Raw genomic sequence first — 24,954 nt, 5'->3', positions numbered from 1 at the left:
TAGGTGATCACCCATGGCCCGTTCCACCCCTGTCCTGCGTGCGTCCGACGTCCGCGTGTCGTTCGCAGGGCGTCCCGTCCTGCGCGGCGTCGACCTCGCCGTCGACCCCGGCCACCGCACGGGTTTCGTCGGCGAGAACGGCGTCGGCAAGTCCACCCTGCTGCGCGTGCTCGCGGGCACGCTCGCGCCCGACGACGGGGCGGTGACCCGGCCCGACGACCTCGGGTTCCTGCACCAGGAGTTCCCGTACCCGCCCTCGACGACCGTGCGTGCGGTCGTCGACGACGCGCTCGCGCGCGTCCGGGCGATCGAGCGCGAGCTCGAGGAGGCGGCGCTCGCTCTCGCGGGTCCGGCCGGCTCGGTGACTGCCGGGTCGCCTGTCGAGGGGCCCGTCGGAGGCGCCGACGAGGCGTACGCGCGCGCCCTCGCCCGGGCCGAGCTCGCGGACGTGTGGGACGCCGACGCCCGGGCCGCACGCACGCTCGCGGGCCTGGGGCTCGACGTCGACGGCGTCGCCGGCCGCGCCGTGGGCTCGCTCTCGGGCGGGCAGCGCACGCGCCTCGGGCTCGCCGCGCTCCTCGTGCGGCAGCCGGGCGCCCTGCTGCTCGACGAGCCGACGAACCACCTCGACGACGACGCGGCCGAGTTCCTCGCGGCGGCGCTGCGCGCGCTCCCGGGCGCCGTCGTGCTCGCGAGCCACGACCGGGTCTTCCTCGACGAGGTGTGCACGGAGATCCTCGACCTGGACCCGGTGGCCGAGCCGCTGCGGGGCCCCGCGAACGGCGGCCCGCGCCCCGGCGGGGGCGCCGCCACGCTGTACGGCGGCACGTACAGCGACTACCTGGACGCCAAGCGCGTCGAGCGCGCGCGCTGGGAGCAGCGGTTCGAGGCCGAGCAGGCGGAGCTCGCCGAGCTGCGCCGGTCCGTGGCGGTCACCGCGCGCGACGTCTCGAAGAACCGCGAGCGCGGCAACCAGGCGAAGATCCTCTACGACTTCAAGGGGGAGCGCGTCCAGAGCCAGGTGTCGCGGCGCGTGCGCAACGCGCAGCAGCGCCTCGACGCCCTGGAGCGCGACCAGGTGCGCAAGCCCCCGCCGCCGTTGCGCTTCGCCCCGCCGGACGGCGGTGGCGCGGCGACCCTCGGCGGCGGCGACGTCGTCGCGTGGGCGCGGGGCGTCGTCGTGCACCGACCGGCGGGCACGGGCGCACCCGGCGAGCGCGCCGACCGGCTCGACATGACGGCGTCGGGCGTGCCCTCGATCGAGGTCGCGCGCGGCACGCGGCTGCTCGTCACGGGCGCCAACGGTGCGGGGAAGTCGACGCTGCTGCACGTCCTCGCGGGCGACCTCGTGCCCGACGCGGGCACGGTCGGACGGGCGCGGGGGGTGCGCGTCGGCCTGCTGGAGCAGGACGTCCACCTGCACGACGACGACCGCACCCCGCGCGAGCTCCTCGCCCTCGCGCAGGGCTGGGACCCGGCCGACCGGGCGGGTGCGCGCGAGGCCGCCGTGGACGCGCACGGGCTGCTCGCGCCGCGCGACCTCGGGCGTCCGCTCGCGGAGCTGTCGGTGGGCCAGCGACGGCGCGTCGTGCTCGCCATGCTCGTCACGCAGGCGCCGGACGTGCTGCTCCTCGACGAGCCGACGAACCACGTGTCGCTCACCCTCGCCGGGGAGCTCATGGCGGCCGTCGAGGAGTGGCCGGGCGCCGTCGTCGTCGCGTCGCACGACCGGTGGCTGCGGCAGCGCTGGACGGGCGACGTCGTGCACCTCGCGTGAGCCCCGCACCTGTCGGCGCCCCGGCGTCCCGGACCCGTGGGGCGCCGACAACTCTCAAGGTCTGGACGCCGGGGGTGTCTAGGGTCGGGGGGTGGATGTCGAGGAGGCCGGTGCGGTGCCGCCGGACAACGCGTGGAAGCAGGTCGTCGCGTCGCTCGCGGACGCGGGACGGCTGGGGGTGCTCGCGCGCGTCGTGACGGAGCGACCGGCGGAGGCCGTGCTCTCGACCGACGAGCGGCGGCGGCTCGCACCGCTCCTCGCGGCCGGGGTGGTCGTGCGCGACGAGACCGGGTTCCTGCGTGCCGCGCCGGAGCGGTTCGCGGCGCTGCTCGCGTCGGTCCCCACGCCTCGCCCGACGGGCCACGAGCGGTTCCTCGTCGACGGCCGCCTGCTGCGCTCGCCCAAGCGGCAGCGGGACCGCGAGCTCGTCGTGCGGTACCTGGCGGCGCAGGTGCTGCCGCTGGAGGAGCCCGTCACCGAGCTCACGCTGACCAAGCGGCTCGCGGCCCGCGCGGCGGACCCCGTGTCGCTGCGGCGCGCGATGGTCGACGCCGGCCTCGTGCACCGCACGCGCGACGGCGCGGAGTACTGGCGCACGGTCGTCACGGAGTTCGACGACGTCTGACGTGCGGGAGCCCGGGTCGCACGGCGGGGTGGGCGTCGGACGCGGCGGTTAGTGTCGGTGCCATGAGCAGCGAGCGCGCCCTGGCGGCGCTGGAGGCGTCGGGCATCGACTACACCGTCACGCGGCACGGCCGGGTGGGGTCGCTCGAGGAGGCCGCCGCGGCCCGTGGCGTGGACCCGTCGCGCGTCCTCAAGACGATCGTCGTGCGGCGCGCGGAGGACGACTACCTGTTCGTGCTCGTCCCCGGCGACCGCCAGATCTCGTGGCCCAAGCTGCGCTCGCTCCTCGGGGTCTCGCGCCTGTCGATGCCGGACAAGGAGGTCGCGCGCGACGTCACGGGCTACGAGCGCGGCACGATCACCCCGTTCGGCTCGATGCACCCGTGGCCCGTGGTCGCGGACGTCCGGGTCGTGGCCGGGCCGGGGGAGGGCGACGACGTCGACGTCGCGGGCGACGCCGACGGGCAGGGCACGGGGTCCGACGCCGCGGCGCGTCTCGTCTCGATCGGCGGGGGCGCGCACGGCGTCGCCGCGACGGTGGACGGGCAGGCGCTCGTCGGCGCGCTGGGCGCGCAGGTCGCGGACGTCACCGAGCCCCTGTAGGGCGTCCGACCGGCCGCGGCGCGGCGGTTGTGTGGGTTCGGAGAAAGGTCGAGGACCACCCCCGCGGGGGCTGGTGCGCGCAGCGCGTCGGGTGCAGACTCGTCCTGCTCCGGTCACGGTCGTCCGGCGCGGCCCGTCGCCCGACGGCGGCGCGCACGACCGGACGGAGCCTCGCGGGGGCGCGCGGGGAACAGGCCGCCACCACCGGACGTTGTCCGGAGGGGCGGCCGACAGCACGCAGGACGACTCGAGAGAGACGGTGAGCGGGAACCGTGGACACAGGCAGCGCGATCGACCGGACGAGCGGGATCGTCTACGCCCCGGCGGACGGCGGCGTGGTCGTGACGATGTGGGGAGAGATCGACGCGGCGCTGCGCGACCGCGCGAGCGAGGCGATGTCCTACGTGCTGGACACGCGAGGTCGCGTCGTGGTCGACGTCGCCGACGTGACCTTCATCGACTCGTCGGGCATCGCGTTCATCATCCAGCTCTACATGCTCGGTGAGGAGGACGGTCGGGACGTGGTGCTCCGCGACCCGTCGACCAGCATCGTCGAGCTGCTCGACATGATCGGCATGGGTGGCCGCATCCCCGTGGAGCGCAGCGGCGCGACGACCGGCCCCATCGAGGTCGTCGGAGCGGTCTGACTCAGGCCGAGCCGTACGGCGGGTCGTCGTCGCGGGGCGGCGGCGCGTCCTGGGTGCCGGGACGGCCGGAGCCGTGCGGCGGGTTCTGCACCGGGAGCTTCTGGCGCAGCGCCGCCCAGTAGAGCCCGGTGAGCATGCCGCCGACGACGGCGATCGGCACGAGCGCGTCCTTGAACCACAGCGCGGAACAGGCCAGGAGCGCCCCGTACACCATCGGGACCGCGAGGTCGAGCGTGCGTCGGTCCATGGGTCCTCCGTCGGTGGGGCGCCCGTGCGGGCGCCGTGTCGCTCGACCCTACCGGTGAGCGCGTCCGCGTCCCGGTGCCCCGCCGCAGGTCGGACCGCACCGCCGTCGGTCCTTCGGCCTGTGGGACGTGGTCGGTACGGTGCGGTCATGCGCATCCTGCACACGTCCGACTGGCACCTCGGGCGCACGCTGCACGGGGTCGACCTGCTGGAGCACCAGGCCGCGCACCTCGACCACCTCGTCGAGCTGACCCGCACGGAGGACGTCGACGCCGTCGTCGTGGCGGGTGACGTGTACGACCGCGCCATCCCGCCGGTCGACGCGGTCTCGCTCCTGTCCGACACCCTGACGCGGCTCGCGGAGCACGCGCACGTCGTCGTCACGCCGGGGAACCACGACTCCGCGGTCCGGCTCGGGTTCGGGGACCGCGTGATGCGCCCGGGCGTGCACCTGCGCGCGCGGCTGTCCGACGTCGGGACGCCCGTCGTCCTCGCGCCGCACCCCGGGCCGCGGGGGCGGGCGGCCGAGGGCGACGCCCCGCTGCTGGTCTACGCGCTGCCGTACCTCGACCCGGACACGGCGCGCCACGCCCTGGCCGAGGACGACGACGCCGGGCACGGGCGCCCCGACCGGAGCGTCGGTGGCGCCGCGCGGAGGCCACTCGCCCGGTCGCACGAGGCCGTCATGGCCGCGGCGATGCGGCGCGTGGGGGCCGACCTCGCCCGCCGCCGCGTGCAGCACCCGGCCGCCCGGGCCGTCGTCGTCGGCCACGCGTTCGTGGTCGGCGGGCTCGCGTCGGAGTCCGAGCGGGACATCCGCGTGGGCGGCGTCGACGCCGTGCCCGCGGCCGCGTTCGGGGGCTGGGGGGTCGACTACGTCGCGCTCGGGCACCTCCATGGGCCGCAGCGCGTGACCGTGCCCGACGTTTCACGTGAAACCGCAGGTCACGGCAGCCGGTCGGCGACGGTCGCGCGCTACTCGGGATCTCCGCTCGCGTTCTCCTTCTCGGAGCTGCACCAGCGCAAGTCCACGGCGCTCGTCGACCTGGACCGGCTGGCGGGTGCCACCGGCGGCGACCCGGACGCGGCGGTCGACCTCGTCCCCGCGCCCGTGCCGCGGCGGCTCGCCGAGGTCACGGGGACGCTCGACGACCTGCTCGGGGAGGCGGGCGAGCCGCACGTGGACGACTGGCTGCGCGTCGTCGTGACGGACGCGGTGCGCCCCGCGGAGCTCTACGCGCGCGTCCGGGGACGCTTCCCGCACGCGCTCCAGGTGACCCACCGCCCGCCGCGCCCCGCCGAGCGGGAGGTCGTGACCGCCGTCGGGCCGGGGCGGGACCCGCTCGACGTCGCGCGGGACTTCGTCGAGCACGTCGCGGGCCACGCGCCGAGCGACGCGGAGGTCGCCGTGCTGCGCGAGGCGTTCGAGCTCGCGCTGGCGGAGGAGCGGAGCGCCTGATGCACCTGCACTCGTTGACCTTCCAGGCGATCGGGCCGTTCGCGGGCCTCCACCACGTCGACCTCGCGTCCCTCGGCGCGTCCGGGATCTACCTCCTCGACGGGCCCACGGGCGCGGGCAAGTCGACGGTCATCGACGCGATCGTCTTCGCGCTGTACGGCAAGGTCGCCTCCGAGGCCGCGAGCGACGACCGCCTCCGTTCGGCGTTCGCGGCGCCCGACGTCGAGTCGTTCGTCGACCTCGTGCTGGAGGTCCCGTCGGGCGTGTACCGCGTGCGCCGGACGCCCGAGTACCGCCGGCCCAAGAAGCGCGGCACCGGCACGACGACCCAGCAGGCCTCGGTGCGGCTCTGGCGGCTGGCGGGCGTCCCGTCCCCGGAAGCCTTCGCAGGGGTCGACGGCCCGCCGGGCGAGCTGCTCTCGGCGCGGCTCGACGAGGCCGGGGAGGAGATCCGCCGGATCGTCGGGCTCGACCGGCGCCAGCTCGTGCAGACCGTCGTGCTGCCGCAGGGCGAGTTCGCGACGTTCCTGCGCGCGAAGCCCGAGGACCGGGCCGTGCTGCTGCAGAAGGTCTTCGGCACCGAGCTCTACCACCGCGCGGCGGTGCGGCTCGCCGAGCTCGCGCGCACGGCGCGGGCACGGTCGGACGGCGCGCGACAGGGCGTGCGCGGCGCGGTCGAGCGGTTCACCGGGGCGGCGGGGCTCGTGCCCGACGACGCCCGGCGCCTGCGCGAGGCCGCGCAGGACGACGCGCGGCTGCGGCGGGCCGACGAGGCCGACCTCGCCCGGGCCGTGGCGGACCTGGCGCGGACCGAGGCGGACGGGTCCGCGAGCGTCGACGCCGCGGAAGCCGCGGGAGCCGCGCACGCCGCGGACACCGCGGACACCGCGGACACCGCGGACACCGCGGACACCGCTTTGTCGTCCCCGTCCGCGCTCGACGACGGACGGGTCGCGGACGGGGAGTCCCTCCTGCCCGCGGCGGCGAACGGGGAGACGGTGGCCCCGGCCCCGGCCCCGGCCCCGGCCCCGGCCCCGGCCCCGGCCGCGGGCGTGCACGCGCTCGCCCTCGCGCGGGTCGCGGGGCTGGAGGCTGAGGCGGAGGCGCTGGCCGAGCGCGAGCTCGCGACCAACGCGACGCTCGTCGCGGCTCGCGACCGGCTCGACGCCGAGCGGGCGCTCGCCGACGCGGTGGAGCGCGTCGCGCGGTTGCGCGTCGAGGAGGCGCGGCTCGCGGAGGAGGAACCACGGGTCGCCGACGACCGACGTCGCGTCGACGCCGCGACCCAGGCCGCCGTCGTCGCCCCCGCGGCGCAGGGCCTCGTCCGCGCGGAGCAGCTCCTCACCGCCGCGCACGACCGGCTCGCGCTCGCCCGGACGGGCGCGCCCGCGACCCTCGCCGACGCCGACCCGACGACGCTCGAGGCGCTGCGCGCCGACGTCGCGACGGCTGGGGTGCGTGTGACCCGGCTGCTCCCCGTGGGTGCCTCGCTCCCGGCCCGGGACCAGGAGGTCGCGGACGGACGCAAGGACGTCGTGCAGGCCGCCGAGGAGCGAGCGCGCACGCTCGACGAGCTCGCCGCGCGGCCGGCGCACCGCGAGGAGCTGCGCCTGCGGCTGACGTCGCTCGCGGAGAGGGCCGGGACGCTCGGTGCCCTGCAGGAGCAGGCGCTGCGTGCACGTGCGGTCGAGGAGGCGGCCCGACAGGCGGCGGCGCTCGCGGGGGAGGAGGAGGCGGCCCGGGCCGCGCGGACGCGAGCCGCGACGGTCGCGCGCGCCGCCGTCGAGCAGGAGGCGCGGGTCCGAGCGGCCCGCATCGCCGGCCTCGCGGGCGAGCTCGCCGCGGGCCTCGTCGAGGAGTCACCGTGCCCGGTGTGCGGCGGGACGGACCACCCGGCCCCGGCACCGCTCGCGGACGACCACCCCACGGCGCAGGACGTCGAGGACGCGGAGCGCGGCCGGGCCGAGGCGGAGCAGGCGCTGCACGACGCCTCCGCCCGCGCGGGGGTGCTCGCGGAGCGGCTGACGGCGCGCCGTCGGGACGCCGAGGGGCTGACGCCGCACGAGGCGGCGGAGCGGGTCGCGGAGGTCGACGCGCTCGTCGCGGGCGCGCGAGCGGCGGCCTGCGAGCGCGCGGACGCGGAGCGGGAGCTCGACGCCCTCGACGCCGGCACGGCCGCGCTCCAGGAGCGTGCCGCCGCGCTCGCGGAGGGGATCGCCGGCACGACGGCCCGCCTCGAGGAGCTCGAGGCGGCGCTCGACACCGACCGGGCGGAGATCCGCGCGGAGGTCGCTGCGGCCGGACCGCTGGTGGAGCTGGCCGACCTGCCCGACGCCCTCGCCGACGAGGGCGGGACCCGCAACCCGGTCGCCGTGCTCGCCGCGGCGCTCGAGGAGAGGCTCCGCACGATCGACGCCCTCGCCGACGCGAGCGCCGCGGTCGCCGCCGCGGCACGGGCCGTCGAGGAGCGCACGGCCGAGCTGAGCGCGATCGTCGACCGGTCGGGGTTCGCGGACGCCGCGGACGCCCTCGCCGCCGTGCTCGACGAGCCGGACCGGCGGGCGCTCGCGCGCCGCGTCGCCGAGCACGAGGCGGCGTGCGCCGCCACGGCCGCGGCGCTCGCCGACCCCGCCCTCACGGACCTCGCCGCGGACCTCTCCGCGGACGCAGAGCCCGACGTCGCCGCGGCGCGGGCGGCCGTCGCGGAGGCCGAGGCGACGGCCCGGGCCGCGGGTCGTCGGCACGAGCTCGTCGCCCGTCAGGCACAGGCTGCGCGCGTCGCCGCGGAGGGGATCGGGACGGCGGCGGACGACTGGGCCCGGGCACGGGCCGCCGCCGAGCCGGTCGCGCGCATGGCCGCGCTGGCGTCCGGCTCCGGGGACAACGCCCACGCGCTCACCCTCGCGACGTTCGTCCTCGTCCAGCGGTTCGAGGACGTCGTCGCCGCCGCGAACGAGCGCCTCGCCGAGATGTCGTCGGGCCGGTACGAGCTCGTGCGCAGCGAGACGCGCGAGGACGTGCGCGCGCACAAGCGCGGGCTCGCGATGAAGGTCCTCGACCACGTCACCGAGCGCGAGCGCGACCCGCGCACGTTGTCGGGCGGCGAGACGTTCTACGTGTCCCTGTGCCTGGCCCTGGGTCTCGCGGACGTCGTCACGGCGGAGGCGGGCGGCGTCGAGCTCGGGACGCTCTTCGTCGACGAGGGGTTCGGCAGCCTGGACCCCGAGACGCTCGAGGCCGTCCTCGCCGCCCTCGGGCGGCTCCGGGCGGGCGGGCGCGTCGTCGGCGTCGTGTCCCACGTGGAGGCGCTCAAGCAGTCCATCGCGGAACGCATCGAGGTGCGGCGCGTGCCCGGAGGCGGGAGCACGCTCACCGTGCGAGCGTGAGGACGGCGGTGCCGGCCCGGGACGCCGGCCGGGGACGCCGAGGGCACGACGTCGGCCGGGGACGCCGAGGGCACGACGTCGGCCGGCCGCGCCGACGACCGGTCGACGCTGCCGGGTGCAACGGACCGCCCACGGGCGGCGAGGGGTGGTGCGGATGGCAGGACCGACCGGGCGCGACGGCGCGGTGACCCCGCGCGCCGCCCGGCTGCGGCGGCGCTGGGACCGCGAGGCGGGCGCCTACGACCGCGGCATGGCCGTCGCCGAGCGCCGCTTCTTCCCGGACGTCCGTCCCCGGGCGTGCGGGCTCGCGACGGGCGAGACGCTGGAGATCGCTATCGGCACGGGCCTCAACCTCGTGCACTACCCCGCGCACGTGCTCGACGGCCGTCTGGTGGGTGTCGAGTGGAGCCCGGGGATGCTCGCGCTCGCGCGGCGCCGGGCGGCGGAGCAGGGGATCGACGCTGACCTCCGGCTGGGTGACGCGCAGCGGCTCGACCTGCCCGACGACGCCTACGACACCGTGGTCTGCACGTTCTCGCTCTGCGCGATCCCCGACCACCGTGCCGCGCTCGCGGAGATGCTCCGCGTGCTGCGGCCCGGCGGCCTGCTCGTCCTCGCCGACCACGTCGAGTCGACGTCGTGGTCGCTCCGCGCGCTCCAGGCGACGGCCGACGTCGTGAGCGTCCCGCTCGCCGGGGAGCACTTCCGCCGCCGCCCGTTGCGCTGGGTGCTCGACGCGGGGCTCACCGTCGAGCGGCACGAGCGCACGCGGGCGGGCGTCATCGAGTGGTTCGCGGCGCGCAGACCCGGTCCACGAGCTCCGTGACCGCCGCGCGCACGGGGTGTGGCGGCGCGCCGCCGTCGAGCGCGAGCGCCGCACGGTCGAAGGCCGCGGAGAGCAGGAGCGTCAGCGCGTCGAGGCGGTCGTCGTGCGCGACGTCGTCCCCGACGCGCGGCGACGTCGGCAGGTTCCTCCCCGCGCGCTGAGAGCCGCCGTCGCGCCCCCGGCCGGTGCGGGCTTCGTCGTCGGTCGCGGCGCCGTCGGGCGTGTCGTCGGGCGCGGTGATGTGGGGAGCGGGGTCGTCGGGTGCGGTGACGTGGGGAGCGGCGTCGTCGGGCGGGGTGTCGATCGCGGCGGCGAGCCCGACGCGCAGCGTGCGACGGGCGTGGCGCGCGTCGAGCGCGTCGGCCTCGGCGGCGCCGAGCACGGCCGGGGCGTCGACGAGCAGCAGGCGCGTCCGGCCGGGGACCGCCATCGCGTCGAGGTAGGCCCGCGCGCCCTCGACGAGCATCCCGCGGGCGTTGGGTGCGTCGGGTGCGTCGGGTGACTCGGGGACCCCGGGCGCTCCGGGCGCGCGTCGCGAGCGGGGGCCGGGGGGTGCGTCGCTCGTGCGAGGTGCCGTCCGGGTGTCGCCCGCGGCCGCGGTCTCGTGCGCGCTGCCGAGCGGGCCGGTCCGCGCCTCGATCTCGCGTGCGACGGCCTCCGCCTCGGCCTCGACGACCGCCCGGAACAGGTCTCGCTTGTCCGCGTAGTGGTGGTACAGCGCGCCGCGCGTGACGTGCGCGGCCGCGGCGATCTGCGGCGTCGACGCCTCCGCGTACCCGGGGTCGACGAACAGCTCGCGCGCCGCTGCGACGAGGGCGGTCCGGGTCGCGAGGGTGCGCTCGGCGTTGGTGCGACGGGTCTCTTGCATACCGACAGACTGTAGGTCATTCTTAGATACATACAGCCTGTTTGTTTGTTCTCTCGGGCGGCCGCCCGCCCATCACCAGGAGGAGAAGACGCGTGCGCATCACGAGCTGGTACCCGGTGATCATGACCGGAGACGTCGCGGCGACCGCGGCGTTCTACGTCGAGCACCTCGACCTCCGGCCGCTCTTCACGAGCGACTGGTACGTGCACCTGCAGTCCGTGCACGACGACGCGGTGAACCTCGCCGTGCTGGACGGCGACCACGAGACGATCCCCGAGAGCGGGCGGGGGAGGGCGAACGGGCTCCTGCTCAACCTGGAGGTCGAGGACGTCGACGCCGTCCACGACCGGTTCGTCGCGGCGCGCCTGCCGATCCTGCGCTCGCTGCGCGACGAGGCGTTCGGCCAGCGGCACTTCATCACGGCCGACCCGAACGGCGTCCTCCTCGACGTCATCACCCCGATCCCGCCGACGGGCGAGTTCGTCGAGCAGTACGAGGAGTCCGCCCTCCCGACGGCGTGAGCGGACCGGACGGGCGCGGCGGCGGGTGTCACGAACCCGGACCGCGTCCGTCCCTCCTACGGGGGCAGGGCGACGACCGACCGCGGTCGTCGCGCGTCATCACCGGGACCGTCGCGACCGCGGCGTGGTGGACCGCCGCCCGGTGCCGTCGAAGGAGAGCAGCAATGTCAGCAGCATCGTCCCCGCTCGAGCGCGAGCTGCGGCGCATGGAGGTCATCGCGCGCCGCGAGCAGCTCCGGCTCGTGGGTCGCGTCCTGCCCCGCGTGGCCGAGCGTCGCCGCTGGGCGGACGCGCCGCGACGTCAGTCCCCGACGACCGCGACCCGGTAGACGACCCCGTCGGGCGCACGTCGGCCGAGCGCCGCGCCCGAGGCCCAGCGTCGTACCCGCGGCCGAGAGCTGCGTCTGCGGCCGCGCGTCGTACCCGCCGCCGAGCGCTGCGTCTGCGGCCGAGCGCTGCACGTCCGGGTGGATCCCTCGCCCCGGAGCGCATCTCTCGGCGCCGGGGGCTCAGCCCGGTGCGCCCAGGCCGGCGAGGGTGCGCGCGCGGAGGAGCACGTCGTCGAGCATCTGCGGCGTGAGCCGCCCGGTGAACGTGTTCTGCTGGCTCACGTGGAAGCACCCCAGGAGGGTGAGGGTCGGCGCAGGGGCCGCCTGCCCGACGTCGGGCACCGCGCTCGCGGGACGTCCCGCCGCGGCGCCGGCCGGCGCGGGTTCGCGCCGGCGCAGCGTCACCTCCGCACCGTGCGCGAACCGTGGCCGGGGCCGGGGGACGTCCCAGCCCTGCTCCGCGAGCGTGGACAGGAGCGCCTGCCACCCGAAGCCACCGAGCACGACCGCGACGCGCACGGTCGCGCCGAGCAGCTCGACCTCGCGCGCGAGGTACGGCCCGCACCGGCGGCGTTCCTCGGGCGTCGGCTTGTTGTCGGGCGGGGCGCACCGCACCGGGGCGGTGACGCGGATCCCGGTGAGGCGCAGCCCGTCGTCGGCGGTCACGGACGTCGCCTGGTTGGCCAGGCCCGTGCGGTGCATGGACGCGAAGAGGAAGTCGCCGCTGCGGTCGCCCGTGAACATGCGGCCCGTGCGGTTGGCCCCGTGCGCCGCGGGCGCGAGCCCGACGACGAGGATCCCCGCGCGCTCGTCGCCGAACCCGGGCACGGGTCGGGCCCAGTAGTCGTCCTCGCGGAACGACGCGCGCTTGACGTCGGCGACGTGCTCGCGCCACGCGACGAGCCGCGGGCAGGCCCGGCACTCGACGAGGTGCGCGTCGAGCGCCGCGAGCGTCGGCGCGCCGCGCGCGCCGAGCGGATAGTCGGGTTCGTCGGGCGTCACCCACCCATTCTCCGCGCCGAGCACGACGTTGTTGTCGTTATCCGCCGGACAACGACAGCAACGTCGTGCTCGACGGCGCGTGGTGTCGTTCTCGGCGCCGGGGGAGCGCCGGGTCAGGCGCCCCGGTCGGCGAGCACCGTGGCCTCGGCGAGCGCCGCGGCGTCGGCGAGCGCCGCGGCGTCGTCGGGGACGTCGACGGCCGCCCGGTGCCCGGTCTGGTCGACGGCGCCCGCGGCAGGGGGTCCGCCGGTCGGCCCGTCGGTGGTGGTCGTGCTGCCGACCTCCGCCGCGTCCCGGGTGCCGAGGGCGTCCGCCGCGTCGTCCGGGACGGGCGCGCCGAACGTGTGCCGCAGGCCGAGCAGGACGACCCCCGCGACGACGACGACACCGAACATCACGGCGGCCATCGTCACGGGCGGCGACCCGCCGAGCAGCCCGGTCACCGGCGCGACGACCGCGCCGACGCCGAACTGGAACGCCCCGATGAGCGCCGCCGCGCTCCCGGCGCGGTGCGCGTTGCGCTCGAGCGCGATGGCGGGGACGGACGGCATGACGAAGCCCGCGGTGCCGAGCGTGAGGACGATGAGCGGGACGAGCCACGCGAGCCCGCCGCCGGCGAGCGCCGCGACGAGCAGGCCGCCCGAGAGGACGAAGCCCGCGGCGACCGCGCCCTGGAGGATGCGCTCGGGCGCCACGCGGCCCACGAGCGCGCCGTTGATCTGGCTGCCCGCGGTCACCGACACCGCGCCGACGCCGAACACGATCGCGTACTGCTGCGCGGACATGCCGAAGAAGTCCTGGAACACGAACGTCGACGCGGAGATGTAGGTGAACATCGCCGCCATGTAGAAGCCCGCAATGAGCGCGAGCCCGATGAACGACCAGTCCGTGAGGAGCGATCCGTACGAGCGCAGGGCGGCGACGGTCCCGCCCGAGCGCCGGCGCTCCGCGGGCAGGGTCTCGCGCAGGCGGAGCAGCACGAGCACGAACAGCACCGCCCCGACGACGGCAAGCGCGACGAACATGCCGCGCCACGAGCCGAGCCGCAGGAACTGGGCGCCGATGGTCGGGGCGAGGATCGGCGCGACGCCCACGACGAGCATGAGCCGCGCGATGACCTTGCCGATCTGGTAGCCCTCGAACGAGTCGCGCACGATCGCCATGGAGAGCACCATCCCGGCGGCCGCGGCGAGGCCCTGGACGAACCGCAGGCCGGTGAGCGCGGCGACGGACCCGGCGAACACGATCCCCGCGGACGCGGCGACGTACACCGCGAGGGAGACCAGCAGGGGTGCGCGGCGCCCGATCGCGTCGGAGACCGACCCGATGAGGAGCTGGCCGAGCGCGAGCCCCGCGAGGGTCGCGGTGAGCGTGAGCTGGACGCGGGACTCGGTCGTGCCGAGCTCGTCGACGATGCGCGGGAAGGCGGAGAGGTACAGGTCGATCGTCAGCGGACCGATCGCGGTGAGCGCGGAGAGGAGCAGGACGAGGCCCGCGCTGATGCGCCCGGGTCGGGCGGGAGCGGCGGGGCTCGTGGAGGGTCCGGTGCCCGGCTGGGCGGCGACAGGCGCGGTCGGCGCCGGGGTCGCGGGTGGGGTGGAGGCCATGACAGCGGCAACCGCGGGCGGGGCGCCACATGTTCCCGGACGCCGTACGCGATCGGATGCTGAGACGGCGGGCGGCCTCAGGCGGGGCCGGGAACCCCGCTGTCCCCGCCCCCGTGCCCGGCGGCTGCCAGCCCGCGCCGCGCACGGGCCTCCTCGGCGGCGTCGTCGAGCTCGACGGCGAGCGCGCGGGCCGCGTCGTGCAGGTCCGCCGCGCGATGGGCGTCCCCCGCGGCGAGCACGGCCTCCCCGAGCGCGTTGAGCGCCTCCGCCTCGACGAGTCGTGCGCGCACGCGTCGCGCCAGGTCGACCGCTGCCTCGCCCGCCGCGACCGCCTCGGCGACGGAGCCCGCGGCGAGCAGCGCGGTCGTGAGGGCGCTGCGGGCCTCGGCCTCGGCGTCGGGGTCCCCGAGCGCGACGGCGGCCCCCACCGCGGCCCGCAGCTCCGCGACGCCGGCCCCGGTCTCGCCGGAGCCCACGAGGAGTCGTCCCACGTGCACCCGGGCGCGCGTCGCGAGCCCTGCGTCGCCGAGCGACGTCGCGCTGGCGAGCGCGTCGCGGTGCTGCGCGAGCGCGCGGTCGAGGCTGCCCTCGGCCTCGGAGAGGATCGCGGCGTTGCTCGACACGATGGCGACGTTGAGGACGTCGCCCACGCGCCGCGACAGCGCGAGCGCCCGCTCGTAGCCGGCACGCGCGTCGTCGTGCCGCCTGAGGATCCGGTGCACGTCCGCGAGGTTCCCGACGGCGCGACCCTCGCTGACCGGGTCGCCCGCGGTCCGCGCACCGGCCGCCGCGTCGCGGTACGCGGTCTCGGCCTCGTCGAGGCGACCGAGCCGCTTGTACACGTTGCCGACGCGGTTGAGCGTCTGGCCGGGGCGCGGGTCGTCGCCGCGCTCGAGCGAGCGGACGAGCTGGGCGAGCGCCTCGTCGTACCGGCCCAGCCGTTCGAGCGCTCGCCCGAGGTCCCGCCCGGCCTGCGACCGTCCGGAGGGCCGCCCGTGCTCGACTGCCGCCATGTGCACCGCGACCGCGTCGTCCCAGCGGCCCGCGGAGTCGAGGTAGGGCGCGAGGAGGGCCGAGAGCTCGGTCACGACGTCGGCGAGCTCGTGCTCCGCGGCGAGCGCCGACGTCGCGACGAGCAGGTCACGGTGGGCGTCGAGCCACGCGAGCGCGACGTCGGTCGTGCGCGCGGCCGCCGCGTCCCCCGGCCCGGCCGAGTCCGACCCGGCCGAGTCCGACCCGTTCGCCCCTGGCCCGGTCGAGCCCGGCCCGGCCGTGCGCACGGGTGCGTCGTGGTGGGGCGACGTCGCGCGCACGGCGGGCCGGGCGGCGTCGAGCAGCCGGGCGGCGAGCCGCGCGACGGCGGTGGCCCGCGCGGAGAACGGGTCGTCGGACCGGGCGAGGTCGGCGGCGAGGGTGCGGACGGCGTCGGGCACGACGACCTCGCCGTGCGGCCCGTGCGTCACGAGGTGCGCGCGCTCCAGCGCGGCGAGCGTGTCGTGGCTCTCGCTCGTCGAGACGCCGAGGAGCACGGCGACCCAGGCAGCGGCGAGCGGCACCGGGACGAGGGCGAGGAGGCGCAGGGCGCGGGCGTGGTCGGCGGGGAGGCCGCGGTGCGCCGCGGCGAGCGCCGGGTGCAGGGTCGGTCCGGGCAGCTCCTCGACCCGGCGGGCGTGGTCGGCGAGCGACCAGCCGGGCCGCGCACGGACGTCGTCGGCGACGCGCACCAGCGCCGCGGGGAGGCCCCCGCACGCGCGAACCAGTCGGGTCGAGGCCTCCGGCTCCGCGGCCACGCGGTCCGCGCCGACGACCGACCCGAGGAGCGCGAGCGCGGCGTCCTCGAGTAGTGGGTCCAGGATCGTGCCGATCGCGCCGGGAAGGTCGAGCACGCGGTGCGCCGTGACCACGACGCGCGCCGTGGTCGGCAGGTGCGCGACGACGTCCGCGACCTGCGCGGCGTCGGTCGCGTCGTCGAGGACGACGGTCGTGCGACGCCCGCCGAGCGTGGTCGCGAGGCGTGCGGCGAGGGCGGGGAGGCTGCGCGCGTCCGCCGCGGGCGGCGGCGCGCCGAGCGCCTGGAGCAGCGCGTCGAGCACGACGGCGGCCGAGGACGCCGCGCCGCCCGGTTCCCCGTGCACGTCGACCTGCACGACCACGTCCGCCGGGACCTCGCGCGCGACGGCGAGCGCGACGCTCGTCGTCCCCGTCCCGGCGAGACCCGTGACGGTCACGACGCGCGGTGCGGCGCTGCCGGGCGCGTCCTCGTCCGGTGGCTCCGCGAGCACCGCGACCAGCCGGGCGACCTCGCCGTCCCGGCCGACGAGCGCACGGTCGGGCGCGACCGACCCCCGTCGCGCGACCGGCCCCCGCCGCACGGTCGGCGCCGCGGTGAGCGGTCGGTCTGCGGCGCGCGGCCCGGTGCGCGCCGCCGCGTCCACGGCGGTGCCCTGCGCGGAGGCGGCCTGCGCAGCCGTCCGGTACGCCGCGCGCCACCCGGCGGGACGCGCGTCGCCGAGGGCCTGCGCGACGTCGGCGAGGAGGTCGACGTCGAGCCGCGAGCGACCGTCCCGGAGGACGTCGTAGACGGTCACGCGGCCGGGGCGCGACTCCGCGGCGGGCACTCCCCGCGCGGTGCGGAGCGCGCCGACGCGCCGTGCGATCTCCGTGTACGAGGGGTCGCCGGCCCAGGCGCGCAGCGCCCGCAGACGGGTCGCGAGCTCGTCCACCGACCCGGCGCCCACGGGGGACGGCGGCGGGTCGAGGGGCACCGCGCCAGGCCAGCGACGGCCACCGACCGGCGCCCGACGTGACCGCGCCGCGCGCGAGGCCCCGGGCGCGGACGACCGGGTGAAGAACGCGCCCGCGCCGTTCGGGATCGTTCGGGACGCGTGCCCGGCGCCGCCCGCGCGGTCACGCTGCCCGGGGGCCGCGACGACCGCGGCGACGGACCGCGTCGGTGGCGCGGGGAGACGAAGGAGCGACGGTGGGCCTGTTCGACAAGCTCAAGGACATGTTCTCGGGGACCGCGGACCTGTACGCGAAGGAGGACGCTCCCGGGCTCACGCCCGCACAGCAGCGCGGTCTCGCGCTCGGCGCGGTCTACGCCGTCGAGGGCGTGCTGCCCATCAACGCGCTGACGGTGGAGGCGGACGCCCGCACGGCCGCGAAGCCGCTCGCGGCGGGGTGGAACGTGCGGGGCGCGGAGGACGTCGAGCGCACGTACGAGTTCCTGCTCACCCAGGGGCACCGCGGCTACTACGCGATCGCGATGCCCAAGGTCGAGGAGCTGTACTCGGGCCGGCTGAGTCGCCGTGACGCGAAGGGCGCGGCCGAGCAGCACGCCGCCCAGGCGCGGCAGGAGGCGACGGCGCGCGGCCTCGACCCCGAGCGCGCGGTCTCCTTCTACCAGGGCTGGAGCGCGTCGGCGCAGGTGGGCGGGCACGGCGAGCTCGCGGACCCGCTGCCGCCGTCGATCGCGGCGTGGGACGCGGCCCGGGTCGTGCACGTCAGCCGCCTCGCGGTCGACGCCGGGTTCGTCACGCCCGAGCGGGCGTGGGCCGCGATCGAGGAGGCCGTCGTGATGTCGCGCCCCGCGTACGCGTCGTGGGAGCAGTTCGGCGACGGGTTCCTCGCCGGGCGCGCGTTCTGGTCGGCGGGCAACCGCACCCCGATCGACCAGGACCTGCCCGACTTCAAGCGCGCGGTGCGACGACTCCTGGACACCGAGTCGTCGCCGTGGCGGACACTGTCGTACTGACGGCGGCCGACCCGCGCCCCGCGGGAGCCGAGGGATCGAACGACGGGACGGGAGGGCGGACGGTGCACCGGTCGCCGTGGTGGTGGCGCGCAGGGCTCCTGCTCGTCGTGCTCGGCGCGGTGGTCAGCCCTGGGCGTCGCGCCAGGCGACCCACTCCCGCACGAGCGCCAGGTCGTAGTCCGGCCCGCTCGTGCCGACCGTGAACAGCGTCGCGCCCGCGGCGACGAGTGCGTCCGCGGACTCCGACGGCGGCCGCGAGACGCCGACCGAGCGCTCGACGAGCGCGGCGGTGTCGCGGCCGACGGCCTCGCCGTGCTCGTCGAGGATCGCGCTCTTGCGCGCGAGCGTCTCCGCGTCGCCGAACGAGTGCCACACGTCCGCGTGCTCCGCGACGACGCGCAGGGTCTTGCGCTCGCCGCCGCCACCGACGAGGACGGGGATGTCGCGCGTCGGCGCGGGGTTCGACGCCGCCCAGCGCGCCTTGATCCGCGGCAGCGCGTCGGCGAGGTCGGCGATGCGTCCGCCCGCGGTGCCGAACTCGTACCCGAACCGGTCGTAGTCCTTCTCGAACCAGCCCGCCCCGATCCCGAGGACCAGGCGCCCGCCGCTGATGTGGTCGACCGTCCGCGCCATGTCGGCCAGGAGGTCCGGGTTGCGGTAGCTGTTGCACGTCACGAGGGCGCCGATCTCGACGCGCTCGGTCTGCTCGGCCCACGCGCCGAGCATGGTCCAGCACTCGAAGTGCTTGCCGTCGGGGTCGCCGGTCAGGGGGAAGAAGTGGTCCCAGTTGAAGATGATGTCGACGCCGAGGTCCTCCGCGCGCAGCACGGCGTCGCGGACCTGGGCGTAGTCGGCGTGCTGCGGCTGGAGCTGGACGCCGATGCGGTACGGGTGCCGGGATGAGGTCATGCCGGGCAATCTACGTCCGGGACGAGCACGCCGACACCCCGCGTCGAGCACGACCTTGCCGTCGCCACGAGCGTCAGAACGACAGCAAGGTCGTGCTCGGCACCTAGGGTGGGCGCATGAAGCGACTGGTCGGCCTGCTCGTGACGCTCGTGGTGATCGTGGCGGTCGCCGTCGTGGCGGACCGGGTCGCCGTCGGTGCCGCGGAGCGCGGCGCGGTGACGGCGTTCGAGCAGCAGGCCGACGACGTCACCGGGGCGCAGCTCGACATCTCGGGGTTCCCGTTCCTCACGCAGCTCGCGCGCGGCGAGCTGTCGCACGTCACGGGCTCCGCGGACACCGCGTCGTTCGGCGGCTACGCGATCTCCGACGTGCAGGTCGAGGCCGAGGGCGTGAGCACGTCGGAGCCGCACCGGATCGCGTCCGGGACCGCGTCGGGGGTCATCGCCGCCGAGTCGCTGCAGCAGATCGTCGCGGAGCAGACCGGCCTGGACGTGGGGATCACCGCGACCGACGACGTCCTGTCGCTGGCCTTCGACCTGCTGGGCGCGACGATCACGGTCGACGTGACGCCGCGCGTCTCCGGCCCGGCCGAGCTCGCGGTCGACGTCGTCGCGGTCCGCACGGGCCTGGGGACGGTGTCGGTCGACGACCTCCCGTCCGGGATCTCCCGCGCGCTGTCCGACCTGCGGGTCCCGCTCGACCTGCCCGACGGGGTCGCGCTCGACTCCGTCTCCGTCGTGGAGGGCGGGGTGCGCGTCGGCGTGACGGGGACCGACGTCGTCGCCGAGGACCTGGTGGCGTCGTGACCCGGCCGGGCGGGACGGGGGCGGCACGGTGAGCGAGGCGGCGATCGACGAGCGCCACGTGCGCGCGGCGCGCCTCGCCGCGCACCGCCTGCGGTCGCCCGACCTGCCCGACGTGCCGACCGCCGTCGGGCACCTCGTCGCCGTGCAGGGCCAGGAGTTCCACCCCGCGCTGTGGGGCCTCACGCGCCGGCTGCGGCCCGACGCACGGCCCGGTGCGGCCGGGGCCGCCGCGGCCTGCGACCGCGCGGAGGTGGTGCGCACGCACGTGCTGCGCCCCACCTGGCACCTCGTCCGGTCCGACGACGTCCGCTGGCTCCTCGAGCTCAGCGCGCCCCGGGTGCACCAGGCGAACGGGACGATGTACCGGCAGGTCGGGACGACCGGGCACGCCGCCGAGATCGACCTCGTCGTCGCGGCGGTCCAGGAGCGGCCCCGGACGCGTCGCGAGCTCGCGGGCCTGCTCGCCGCGCGTGGCCGCCCGCTCGAGGGCCTCGCCCTGGGCTACGTGCTCGCGCACGCCGAGCTCGACCGGCTGCTGATCAGCGGGCCCCTCGACGGGAAGCAGCAGACGTACGCCGCGTTCGACGACCGCGTCCCCGCAGGCTACGGGCCGCTCGGCGAGCGGTTCGACCGCGACGCCGCGCTCGTCGAGCTGCTGCGCCGCTACCTCGCGAGCCGCGCGTACGCGACGGTGAAGGACGTCGCGCAGTGGTCGGGCTTCACGCTCACCGACGTGCGGCACGCGCTCGACCTGCTCGGGGAGGAGGTCGTGGCGGTGCCCGGCGCGGGCGCGCTGGAGGGGGCGACCCTGTGGCGGCTCGCCGACGCCGGTCCCCGCGTGGTCGATCCCGGCCCGTTCGTCGGCGCCCTCGCGCCCGACGGCGACCCGGACCGCCCGGTCGTCGACCTGCTGCAGAGCTACGACGAGCTCCTCATGTCCTACGGCGAGACCCGTGCGGTCGTCGTGGCGGAGGGGGTCGACCTGGGCGACCGGCTCGGGTCGTTCATCCACGCGCTCGCCGTCGACGGCGTGGTCGTCGGACGGTGGCGCTGGGTCGTCGGGGCGCGGGGCGTCGTCGTCGAGCCCCAGTGGCGCCGCGCGCCCACGCCTGCGGAGACGGCGGCGTTCGACGAGCAGGTCGCCGCCGTCTCCGCGCACTGGTCCCGACCCGCTGACACCGCGCCCGCACGCCGGTAGGGTGCGGGCACCCGCAGAGCGGCGGGCCACGCAGGGGACAGGGGGAGACGATGCGCGACACCGCGCAGGACGACAGGGCACGCCCGGACGGCACCGGGGACGACGGCGGACCGGGGCGGTCGACCCGCTGGCGGGCGCCGCTGGTCGGCGGGGCGCTCGTCGTCGCGGTGCTCGGGGTCGGGGTCGCCGCGGCGCTGACCGGCCGCGCGGCGGGCACCGAGCCGAGCGACGCCGTCGGCGGTGCACCGGTCGCGGAGGCCCCCGGGGACGACCCGGCGCTCGCCGCGGAGACCCCCGCGCCGGCACCGGTCGAGACCAACGGGGTGCAGCAGTGCGGCACCTTCACCGGTACCGCGGGCACGCCGGTCCAGGTCCGCGGCGACGACGGCGAGCCGACCGAGCTCGGCGGTCTCGAGGGCTGGTGGAACGGCACCCCGGCGAGCGACGCCGGTGGGTGGCTCGACGTCGAGAAGTGGCCCCGCCAGGTGCTCGACCACCCCGCCACGGTCACCGTCGAGACGACGACCGGCACCGTCCTGGAGTCGTTCGACCGCCGTACCTGCACGGGTGTCGAGGACTGGACGGTGCCGGACCTGTCCGCGCTGCCGCCGTCGACCGTCGTCGTGCTCGACGCGGAGACGGGCGAGGTGCTCGCCGAGCACCCGGTGGAGCTCGTGACGCCCTGACCTCGCCCCGGCTCAGGGGCGGGGCGTGCCGGGGCGCGTGACGAGGTGGATCAGCACCGACGTCAGCACGATCACGCCGACGTACACCGCCATCGCGACGGGCGACGTCACGGCGAGGACCGTCAGCGCGACGTTCCCCACGAGGTGCAGCGCGACCGCGGCCGGCACCCCGCCCCGCAGGCGCTCGCTGACCAGCCAGTACGCGCTCGAGAGCGGGATCATCGCGAGCAGGAACAGCACCGCCTCGACGCTCACGAGGCCGAGCGACGACTGCCACGTCCCGGTGAGGGCGAACAGCGGCAGGTGCCAGACCGCCCACACGGCGCCGAGCACGACCGACGTCGCGAGCGGCGAGCGCCGACGCCGCAGGCGGGGCTGCGCGTAGCCGCGCCACCCGAACTCCTCCGACAGCGGCCCGGCGCACAGCGAGACGAGGGCGAACAGGAGCGGTCCGCCCGACCCGGCGACGGCCGCCGCGCCGGCCGACAGGTCCGCCGTCGGGCCGCCGAGGAACGGCACGACGAGCGCGGTCAGGACCGCGGGCGCGGCGCCGATCCCGACCGCGGCCGGGAGCCAACGCCCGGCCGCGCCCCAGCGCGCGGCCCGCGGGCTGCGGCGGCCGGCCACCCGCAGCACGAGCGCGGCCAGGCTCGGGCCGAAGCCGCCGAGCGCGAAGAGGGCGAACACGAGCGGGTCGGCGAGATCGCCGCCGAGCAGCCACGCGGCGCCCCACGACGCCCAGGACAGCCCGAACGCGAGCGTCCAGAACGCGGCGAGCCCGCCGCGGAGGGGCCGCCCGGGGGCGTCCGCGGCCAGGGAGGAGGCGTCCGGGGGCGCGGCGGGCGAGACATGCCGGGACCGTGCGGGAGCGGAGAGAGGACGTGCGCTGGTCGTCATGTCTCGATCTCACCGCTTCGTCCCGTTCCGCGGACCCCAGGCCGCCCCCGACCGAAGGTGGGGACAACCCCCCCGTCCGGCTCGCCGAGCACGGCCCTGCCCGTCGTCGAGCACGACCTGGAGGTCGTTCTGGGCCTCAGAACGACCCTCATGTCGTGTTCGGCGGGGACGGGGGGTGGCAGGGTGGGGGTGTGACGACGACCGCCGAACCCGCACGCTCCGGCAACTGGGCCGGGAACCTCACCTACTCCTCCGTCGAGGTCGTGCATCCCCGGACGCCCGAGGCACTGGCCGACGTCGTGCGGCGCTCGCCGCGCGTCAAGGCGCTCGGGTCCCGGCACTCGTTCGGGGACGTCGCGGACACGACCGGCACGCACGTCGTCCTCGACCGGTACGACGACGGCCGCCTGCCTGTCGTGGTCGACCCGGCCACGGGCGTGGCGTCGGTCGCCGCGGGGCTGCGGTACGGCGACGTGACGCGGCACGTGCAGGCGGCGGGCCGCGCGCTCGCGAACCTCGCGTCGCTCCCGCACATCTCCGTCGCGGGGTCCGTCGCGACGGCGACCCACGGCTCGGGTGACGCTGTCGGCTCGCTCGCGAGCGCCGTCGTCGGGCTGGAGCTGGTCACGGGCGACGGCGAGCGGCGCCTCCTGCGGCGCGGGGACGCGGACTTCCCGGGCGCGGTCGTCGCGCTCGGCGCGCTGGGCGTGGTGACGCGGGTCGAGCTCGAGACCGTCCCGACGTTCGACGTGCGCCAGGACGTGCACGTGAGGCTGCCGTGGGACGCGGTCACGGCGCACTACGACGAGCTCACCGCGTCGGCGTACTCGGTGAGCCTCTTCACCGACTGGGGGCCCGACGGCGTGCAGCAGGTCTGGCGCAAGTCGCGCCTCGCGCCGGGGACGGCCGGGACCGCGCGCGAGGACCTCTTCGGGGCGACGCCCGCCGCGACCATGCTGCACCCCCTGCCCGGCGTCGACCCCGTGCACTGCACGCGCCAGCTCGGCGAGCCCGGCCCGTGGAACGAGCGGCTGCCGCACTTCCGGCTCGACTTCACGCCGAGCAACGGCGCGGAGCTCCAGTCGGAGTACCTCGTGCCGCGCGCGCGGGCGCAGGAGGCGTTCGCGGCGATGCGCGACCTCGGCCCGCGCGTGACCCCGCTGCTCCAGGTCGGGGAGGTCCGTACGGTCGCGGCCGACGCGGAGCCCCTGTGGCTGAGCCCGTTCGACGGCGCGGCGGTCGGCGTCCACCTCACGTGGAAGCCCCTGCTCGACGACGTCGCGCGCGTCCTGCCCGACGTCGAGGCCGCGCTCCTCCCCCTGGGCGCCCGCCCGCACTGGGGCAAGCTCTCGCACGCGCTCGTCCACGACCCGGGCTCAGTCGCGGCGCTCTACCCGCGCTTCGACGACTTCGGCGACCTCGTCCAGCGCTACGACCCCGACGCCCGCTTCCTCGGCGGCTACGTCGAGCGTCTCCTGGCGGGCTGACGAGCCCCGGCGTCGCCGCCGAGCGGGGCGGTTCGTCACGGTTCGGCGTCGATGTTCCTGCCGGTTTGGTGAGTGGAGCGGTGCGGCCTCACACTCGTGCGCAGGTGCTGCGCACCGCCGGGTCCTCTGTTCCCCGTACGTTCCTCGGCCTCCAGGCCGGGTGCTGACGTAACACGACGGAGACGATCGGTGTCTACGCTGCCCCTGCCCGGCCCCCACCCGATCGGAGAACACCATGCGTACGACCCTGCGCAAGCTCCCCCTCGGCCTCGTCGCGCTCACCGCGACGAGCGCTCTCCTGCTCACCGCGTGCACCGACGCCTCCCAGACCGGGACGGATGGCAGCACCGCAGGATCCGACGAGACGTCGTCCGCGCCGTCGTTCGACCCCTCGACCATCGAGGTCGACGACGCGGCCGCGGCGCTGCTGCCCGAGGACGTCGCGTCCGCGGGGACGCTCGTCGTCGCCTCGAACACGGAGTACGCCCCCGCCGAGTTCATCGACGCGGACGGCACGACCCCGATCGGCTTCGACATCGACGTCATCAAGGCCGTCGGCGCGACGCTCGGCCTCGACGTCGAGGTCCAGTCGGCCGACTTCCCGGCGATCATCCCGGCGCTGGGCACCAAGTACGACGCCGGCATCTCCTCCTTCACGATCACGGAGGAGCGCATGCAGGAGGCCAACATGATCTCCTTCCTCAACGCGGGCTCCGCGTACGCGGTCGCGGCGGGCAACCCGGACGACGTCGACCCGGCGAGCCTGTGCGGCCTGACCGTCGCCGTCCAGACCGGCACCATCCAGGACGAGGACATCGCCGTGCAGAGCCAGGCGTGCACCGACGCGGGCGAGGAGAAGATCGACATCCTCCAGTACGAGTCGCAGTCCGACGCCACGACGAACGTCGCGGGCGGCAAGGCGCAGGTCCTCTACGCGGACTCGCCGGTCATCGGCTACGCGGTCGAGCAGACCGGCGGCCAGCTCGAGCAGCTCGGCGACGTGTTCGACAGCGCGCCGCAGGGCGTCGTCGTCGCGAAGGACGACACCGAGCTCGCCGCCGCGATCCAGGCGGCGCTGCAGTCGCTCATGGACAGCGGCCAGCTCGTCGAGATCCTCGGTGCGTGGGGCAGCGGCGACGCTGCGCTCGAGACCGCGGAGATCAACCCGTCCGTCGGCTGACGCCCCCGTCCAGCCACCCCGACCCAGCCTCCGTCGTGTCGCGGGGGGCCCGGGGGGGCCCCCCGCCCGGCCACCGGGCGCCCGGGCGGGCGCCGGGGGCCCGGGGGGCCCGCCGGGGGCCCCCGCCCCCCCCCCCCCGCGG

General features: G+C 76.8%; 22 protein-coding genes. 15 read left to right on the top strand and 7 right to left on the bottom strand.

The window, feature by feature from the left end; all coding sequences use genetic code 11:
* The first annotated feature begins 13 nt into the window (after positions 1 to 13).
* The 4 genes from ACZ402_RS18770 to ACZ402_RS18755 all read left to right on the top strand — a co-directional run bounded on the left by ACZ402_RS18770 (position 14) and on the right by ACZ402_RS18755 (position 3,651).
* Entirely contained in the window at positions 14 to 1,777 is a 1,764-nt protein-coding gene (locus tag ACZ402_RS18770; RefSeq protein ID WP_375823446.1) for an ABC-F family ATP-binding cassette domain-containing protein, read from the top strand.
* A gap of 91 nt (positions 1,778 to 1,868) precedes the next feature.
* On the top strand, positions 1,869 to 2,402 hold the full coding sequence (locus tag ACZ402_RS18765; RefSeq protein ID WP_375823447.1) for a DUF2087 domain-containing protein: 534 nt from the start codon (positions 1,869 to 1,871) through the stop codon (positions 2,400 to 2,402).
* A 62-nt stretch (positions 2,403 to 2,464) separates the two neighbouring features.
* A complete protein-coding gene (locus tag ACZ402_RS18760) occupies positions 2,465 to 3,004 on the top strand; it encodes an aminoacyl-tRNA deacylase (RefSeq protein WP_375823448.1) in 540 nt (179 codons plus the stop codon).
* Positions 3,005 to 3,276: 272 nt separating this feature from the next.
* Positions 3,277 to 3,651 carry an STAS domain-containing protein gene (locus tag ACZ402_RS18755; protein ID WP_244286300.1) on the top strand — a complete coding sequence of 125 codons (375 nt, stop codon included), beginning with the start codon at positions 3,277 to 3,279 and terminating at the stop codon, positions 3,649 to 3,651.
* A gap of 1 nt (position 3,652) precedes the next feature.
* On the opposite strand, the gene ACZ402_RS18750 is transcribed toward ACZ402_RS18755, so the two are convergent.
* The gene (locus ACZ402_RS18750; RefSeq protein ID WP_375823449.1) at positions 3,653 to 3,898 is read right to left on the bottom strand and encodes a hypothetical protein; all 246 of its coding nucleotides are present in this window, start codon (positions 3,896 to 3,898) and stop codon (positions 3,653 to 3,655) included.
* A gap of 147 nt (positions 3,899 to 4,045) precedes the next feature.
* Between ACZ402_RS18750 and ACZ402_RS18745 the strand changes: the two genes are divergently transcribed.
* From ACZ402_RS18745 to ACZ402_RS18735, 3 genes are all read left to right on the top strand, one after another.
* Positions 4,046 to 5,356, top strand: coding sequence for an exonuclease SbcCD subunit D (locus ACZ402_RS18745; RefSeq protein WP_375823450.1), 1,311 nt, complete (start codon positions 4,046 to 4,048; stop codon positions 5,354 to 5,356).
* Complete coding sequence (locus tag ACZ402_RS18740; RefSeq protein WP_375823451.1) at positions 5,356 to 8,742, top strand: AAA family ATPase; 3,387 nt, start codon at positions 5,356 to 5,358, stop codon at positions 8,740 to 8,742. Before ACZ402_RS18745 ends, ACZ402_RS18740 begins: the two co-directional genes overlap by 1 nt.
* A 154-nt stretch (positions 8,743 to 8,896) precedes the next feature.
* A complete protein-coding gene (locus ACZ402_RS18735; RefSeq protein ID WP_375823452.1) occupies positions 8,897 to 9,568 on the top strand; it encodes a class I SAM-dependent methyltransferase in 672 nt (223 codons plus the stop codon).
* Here the strand turns inward: ACZ402_RS18735 and ACZ402_RS18730 are convergent.
* Positions 9,522 to 10,436, bottom strand: coding sequence for a helix-turn-helix domain-containing protein (locus ACZ402_RS18730; protein ID WP_375823453.1), 915 nt, complete (start codon positions 10,434 to 10,436; stop codon positions 9,522 to 9,524). The genes ACZ402_RS18735 and ACZ402_RS18730 overlap by 47 nt on opposite strands.
* Before the next feature lie 92 nt (positions 10,437 to 10,528).
* On the opposite strand from ACZ402_RS18730, the gene ACZ402_RS18725 reads away from it, so the two are divergent.
* Together ACZ402_RS18725 and ACZ402_RS18720 are read left to right on the top strand one after the other, a co-directional pair.
* A complete protein-coding gene (locus tag ACZ402_RS18725) occupies positions 10,529 to 10,957 on the top strand; it encodes a VOC family protein (RefSeq protein WP_375823454.1) in 429 nt (142 codons plus the stop codon).
* Between the two features lie 164 nt (positions 10,958 to 11,121).
* Positions 11,122 to 11,286 carry a hypothetical protein gene (locus ACZ402_RS18720; protein ID WP_157759503.1) on the top strand — a complete coding sequence of 55 codons (165 nt, stop codon included), beginning with the start codon at positions 11,122 to 11,124 and terminating at the stop codon, positions 11,284 to 11,286.
* A 180-nt stretch (positions 11,287 to 11,466) separates the two neighbouring features.
* On the opposite strand, the gene ACZ402_RS18715 is transcribed toward ACZ402_RS18720, so the two are convergent.
* The 3 genes from ACZ402_RS18715 to ACZ402_RS18705 form a co-directional block, all read right to left on the bottom strand.
* Entirely contained in the window at positions 11,467 to 12,288 is an 822-nt protein-coding gene (locus ACZ402_RS18715) for a uracil-DNA glycosylase (protein ID WP_375823455.1), read from the bottom strand.
* 113 nt (positions 12,289 to 12,401) lie between these two features.
* Entirely contained in the window at positions 12,402 to 13,895 is a 1,494-nt protein-coding gene (locus tag ACZ402_RS18710) for a multidrug effflux MFS transporter (protein WP_375823456.1), read from the bottom strand.
* A 77-nt stretch (positions 13,896 to 13,972) separates the two neighbouring features.
* Positions 13,973 to 16,660 (bottom strand): tetratricopeptide repeat protein, encoded by a 2,688-nt coding sequence (locus tag ACZ402_RS18705; protein ID WP_375823457.1) that lies wholly within the window; start codon positions 16,658 to 16,660, stop codon positions 13,973 to 13,975.
* A gap of 215 nt (positions 16,661 to 16,875) precedes the next feature.
* Between ACZ402_RS18705 and ACZ402_RS18700 the strand changes: the two genes are divergently transcribed.
* Positions 16,876 to 17,649 (top strand): DUF1266 domain-containing protein, encoded by a 774-nt coding sequence (locus ACZ402_RS18700; RefSeq protein ID WP_375823458.1) that lies wholly within the window; start codon positions 16,876 to 16,878, stop codon positions 17,647 to 17,649.
* A gap of 123 nt (positions 17,650 to 17,772) precedes the next feature.
* Here ACZ402_RS18700 and ACZ402_RS18695 read toward each other — a convergent pair whose 3' ends face one another.
* The gene (locus ACZ402_RS18695; RefSeq protein WP_375823459.1) at positions 17,773 to 18,558 is read right to left on the bottom strand and encodes an LLM class F420-dependent oxidoreductase; all 786 of its coding nucleotides are present in this window, start codon (positions 18,556 to 18,558) and stop codon (positions 17,773 to 17,775) included.
* 116 nt (positions 18,559 to 18,674) lie between these two features.
* Here ACZ402_RS18695 and ACZ402_RS18690 point away from each other — a divergent pair, with 116 nt between their 5' ends.
* The 3 genes from ACZ402_RS18690 to ACZ402_RS18680 are packed head-to-tail and all read left to right on the top strand — an operon-like array spanning position 18,675 to position 21,248.
* Positions 18,675 to 19,364, top strand: a complete 690-nt coding sequence (locus tag ACZ402_RS18690) for an LmeA family phospholipid-binding protein (protein WP_375823460.1) — start codon at positions 18,675 to 18,677, stop codon at positions 19,362 to 19,364.
* A gap of 28 nt (positions 19,365 to 19,392) precedes the next feature.
* Positions 19,393 to 20,562, top strand: coding sequence for a DNA glycosylase AlkZ-like family protein (locus ACZ402_RS18685; protein WP_375823461.1), 1,170 nt, complete (start codon positions 19,393 to 19,395; stop codon positions 20,560 to 20,562).
* Between the two features lie 50 nt (positions 20,563 to 20,612).
* Complete coding sequence (locus tag ACZ402_RS18680) at positions 20,613 to 21,248, top strand: hypothetical protein (protein ID WP_375823462.1); 636 nt, start codon at positions 20,613 to 20,615, stop codon at positions 21,246 to 21,248.
* Between the two features lie 12 nt (positions 21,249 to 21,260).
* Here the strand turns inward: ACZ402_RS18680 and ACZ402_RS18675 are convergent, their stop codons facing one another.
* Complete coding sequence (locus ACZ402_RS18675; protein ID WP_375823463.1) at positions 21,261 to 22,145, bottom strand: CPBP family intramembrane glutamic endopeptidase; 885 nt, start codon at positions 22,143 to 22,145, stop codon at positions 21,261 to 21,263.
* 191 nt (positions 22,146 to 22,336) lie between these two features.
* On the opposite strand from ACZ402_RS18675, the gene ACZ402_RS18670 reads away from it, so the two are divergent.
* Complete coding sequence (locus ACZ402_RS18670) at positions 22,337 to 23,632, top strand: FAD-binding protein (protein ID WP_375823464.1); 1,296 nt, start codon at positions 22,337 to 22,339, stop codon at positions 23,630 to 23,632.
* A gap of 235 nt (positions 23,633 to 23,867) precedes the next feature.
* Entirely contained in the window at positions 23,868 to 24,812 is a 945-nt protein-coding gene (locus ACZ402_RS18665; protein ID WP_375823465.1) for an ABC transporter substrate-binding protein, read from the top strand.
* Positions 24,813 to 24,954: the final 142 nt, after the last annotated feature.

The organism is Cellulosimicrobium sp. NPDC030954 (assembly GCF_055571305.1).
Note: the sequence above shows the minus strand (reverse complement) of the source record. Positions and strands in the feature narration are given on the sequence as shown.

Bases quoted from the DNA above. Each gene is read 5' to 3' on its own strand.
- ACZ402_RS18730 (WP_375823453.1), bottom strand. From the start codon at position 10,436: ATGCAAGAGACCCGTCGCACCAACGCCGAGCGCACCCTCGCGACCCGG.
- ACZ402_RS18735 (WP_375823452.1), top strand. From the start codon at position 8,897: ATGGCAGGACCGACCGGGCGCGACGGCGCGGTGACCCCGCGCGCCGCC.
- ACZ402_RS18680 (WP_375823462.1), top strand. From the start codon at position 20,613: ATGCGCGACACCGCGCAGGACGACAGGGCACGCCCGGACGGCACCGGG.
- ACZ402_RS18675 (WP_375823463.1), bottom strand. From the start codon at position 22,145: ATGACGACCAGCGCACGTCCTCTCTCCGCTCCCGCACGGTCCCGGCAT.
- ACZ402_RS18695 (WP_375823459.1), bottom strand. From the start codon at position 18,558: ATGACCTCATCCCGGCACCCGTACCGCATCGGCGTCCAGCTCCAGCCG.
- ACZ402_RS18740 (WP_375823451.1), top strand. From the start codon at position 5,356: ATGCACCTGCACTCGTTGACCTTCCAGGCGATCGGGCCGTTCGCGGGC.
- ACZ402_RS18745 (WP_375823450.1), top strand. From the start codon at position 4,046: ATGCGCATCCTGCACACGTCCGACTGGCACCTCGGGCGCACGCTGCAC.
- ACZ402_RS18665 (WP_375823465.1), top strand. From the start codon at position 23,868: ATGCGTACGACCCTGCGCAAGCTCCCCCTCGGCCTCGTCGCGCTCACC.
- ACZ402_RS18710 (WP_375823456.1), bottom strand. From the start codon at position 13,895: ATGGCCTCCACCCCACCCGCGACCCCGGCGCCGACCGCGCCTGTCGCC.
- ACZ402_RS18760 (WP_375823448.1), top strand. From the start codon at position 2,465: ATGAGCAGCGAGCGCGCCCTGGCGGCGCTGGAGGCGTCGGGCATCGAC.
- ACZ402_RS18690 (WP_375823460.1), top strand. From the start codon at position 18,675: ATGAAGCGACTGGTCGGCCTGCTCGTGACGCTCGTGGTGATCGTGGCG.
- ACZ402_RS18750 (WP_375823449.1), bottom strand. From the start codon at position 3,898: ATGGACCGACGCACGCTCGACCTCGCGGTCCCGATGGTGTACGGGGCG.
- ACZ402_RS18720 (WP_157759503.1), top strand. From the start codon at position 11,122: ATGTCAGCAGCATCGTCCCCGCTCGAGCGCGAGCTGCGGCGCATGGAG.
- ACZ402_RS18770 (WP_375823446.1), top strand. From the start codon at position 14: ATGGCCCGTTCCACCCCTGTCCTGCGTGCGTCCGACGTCCGCGTGTCG.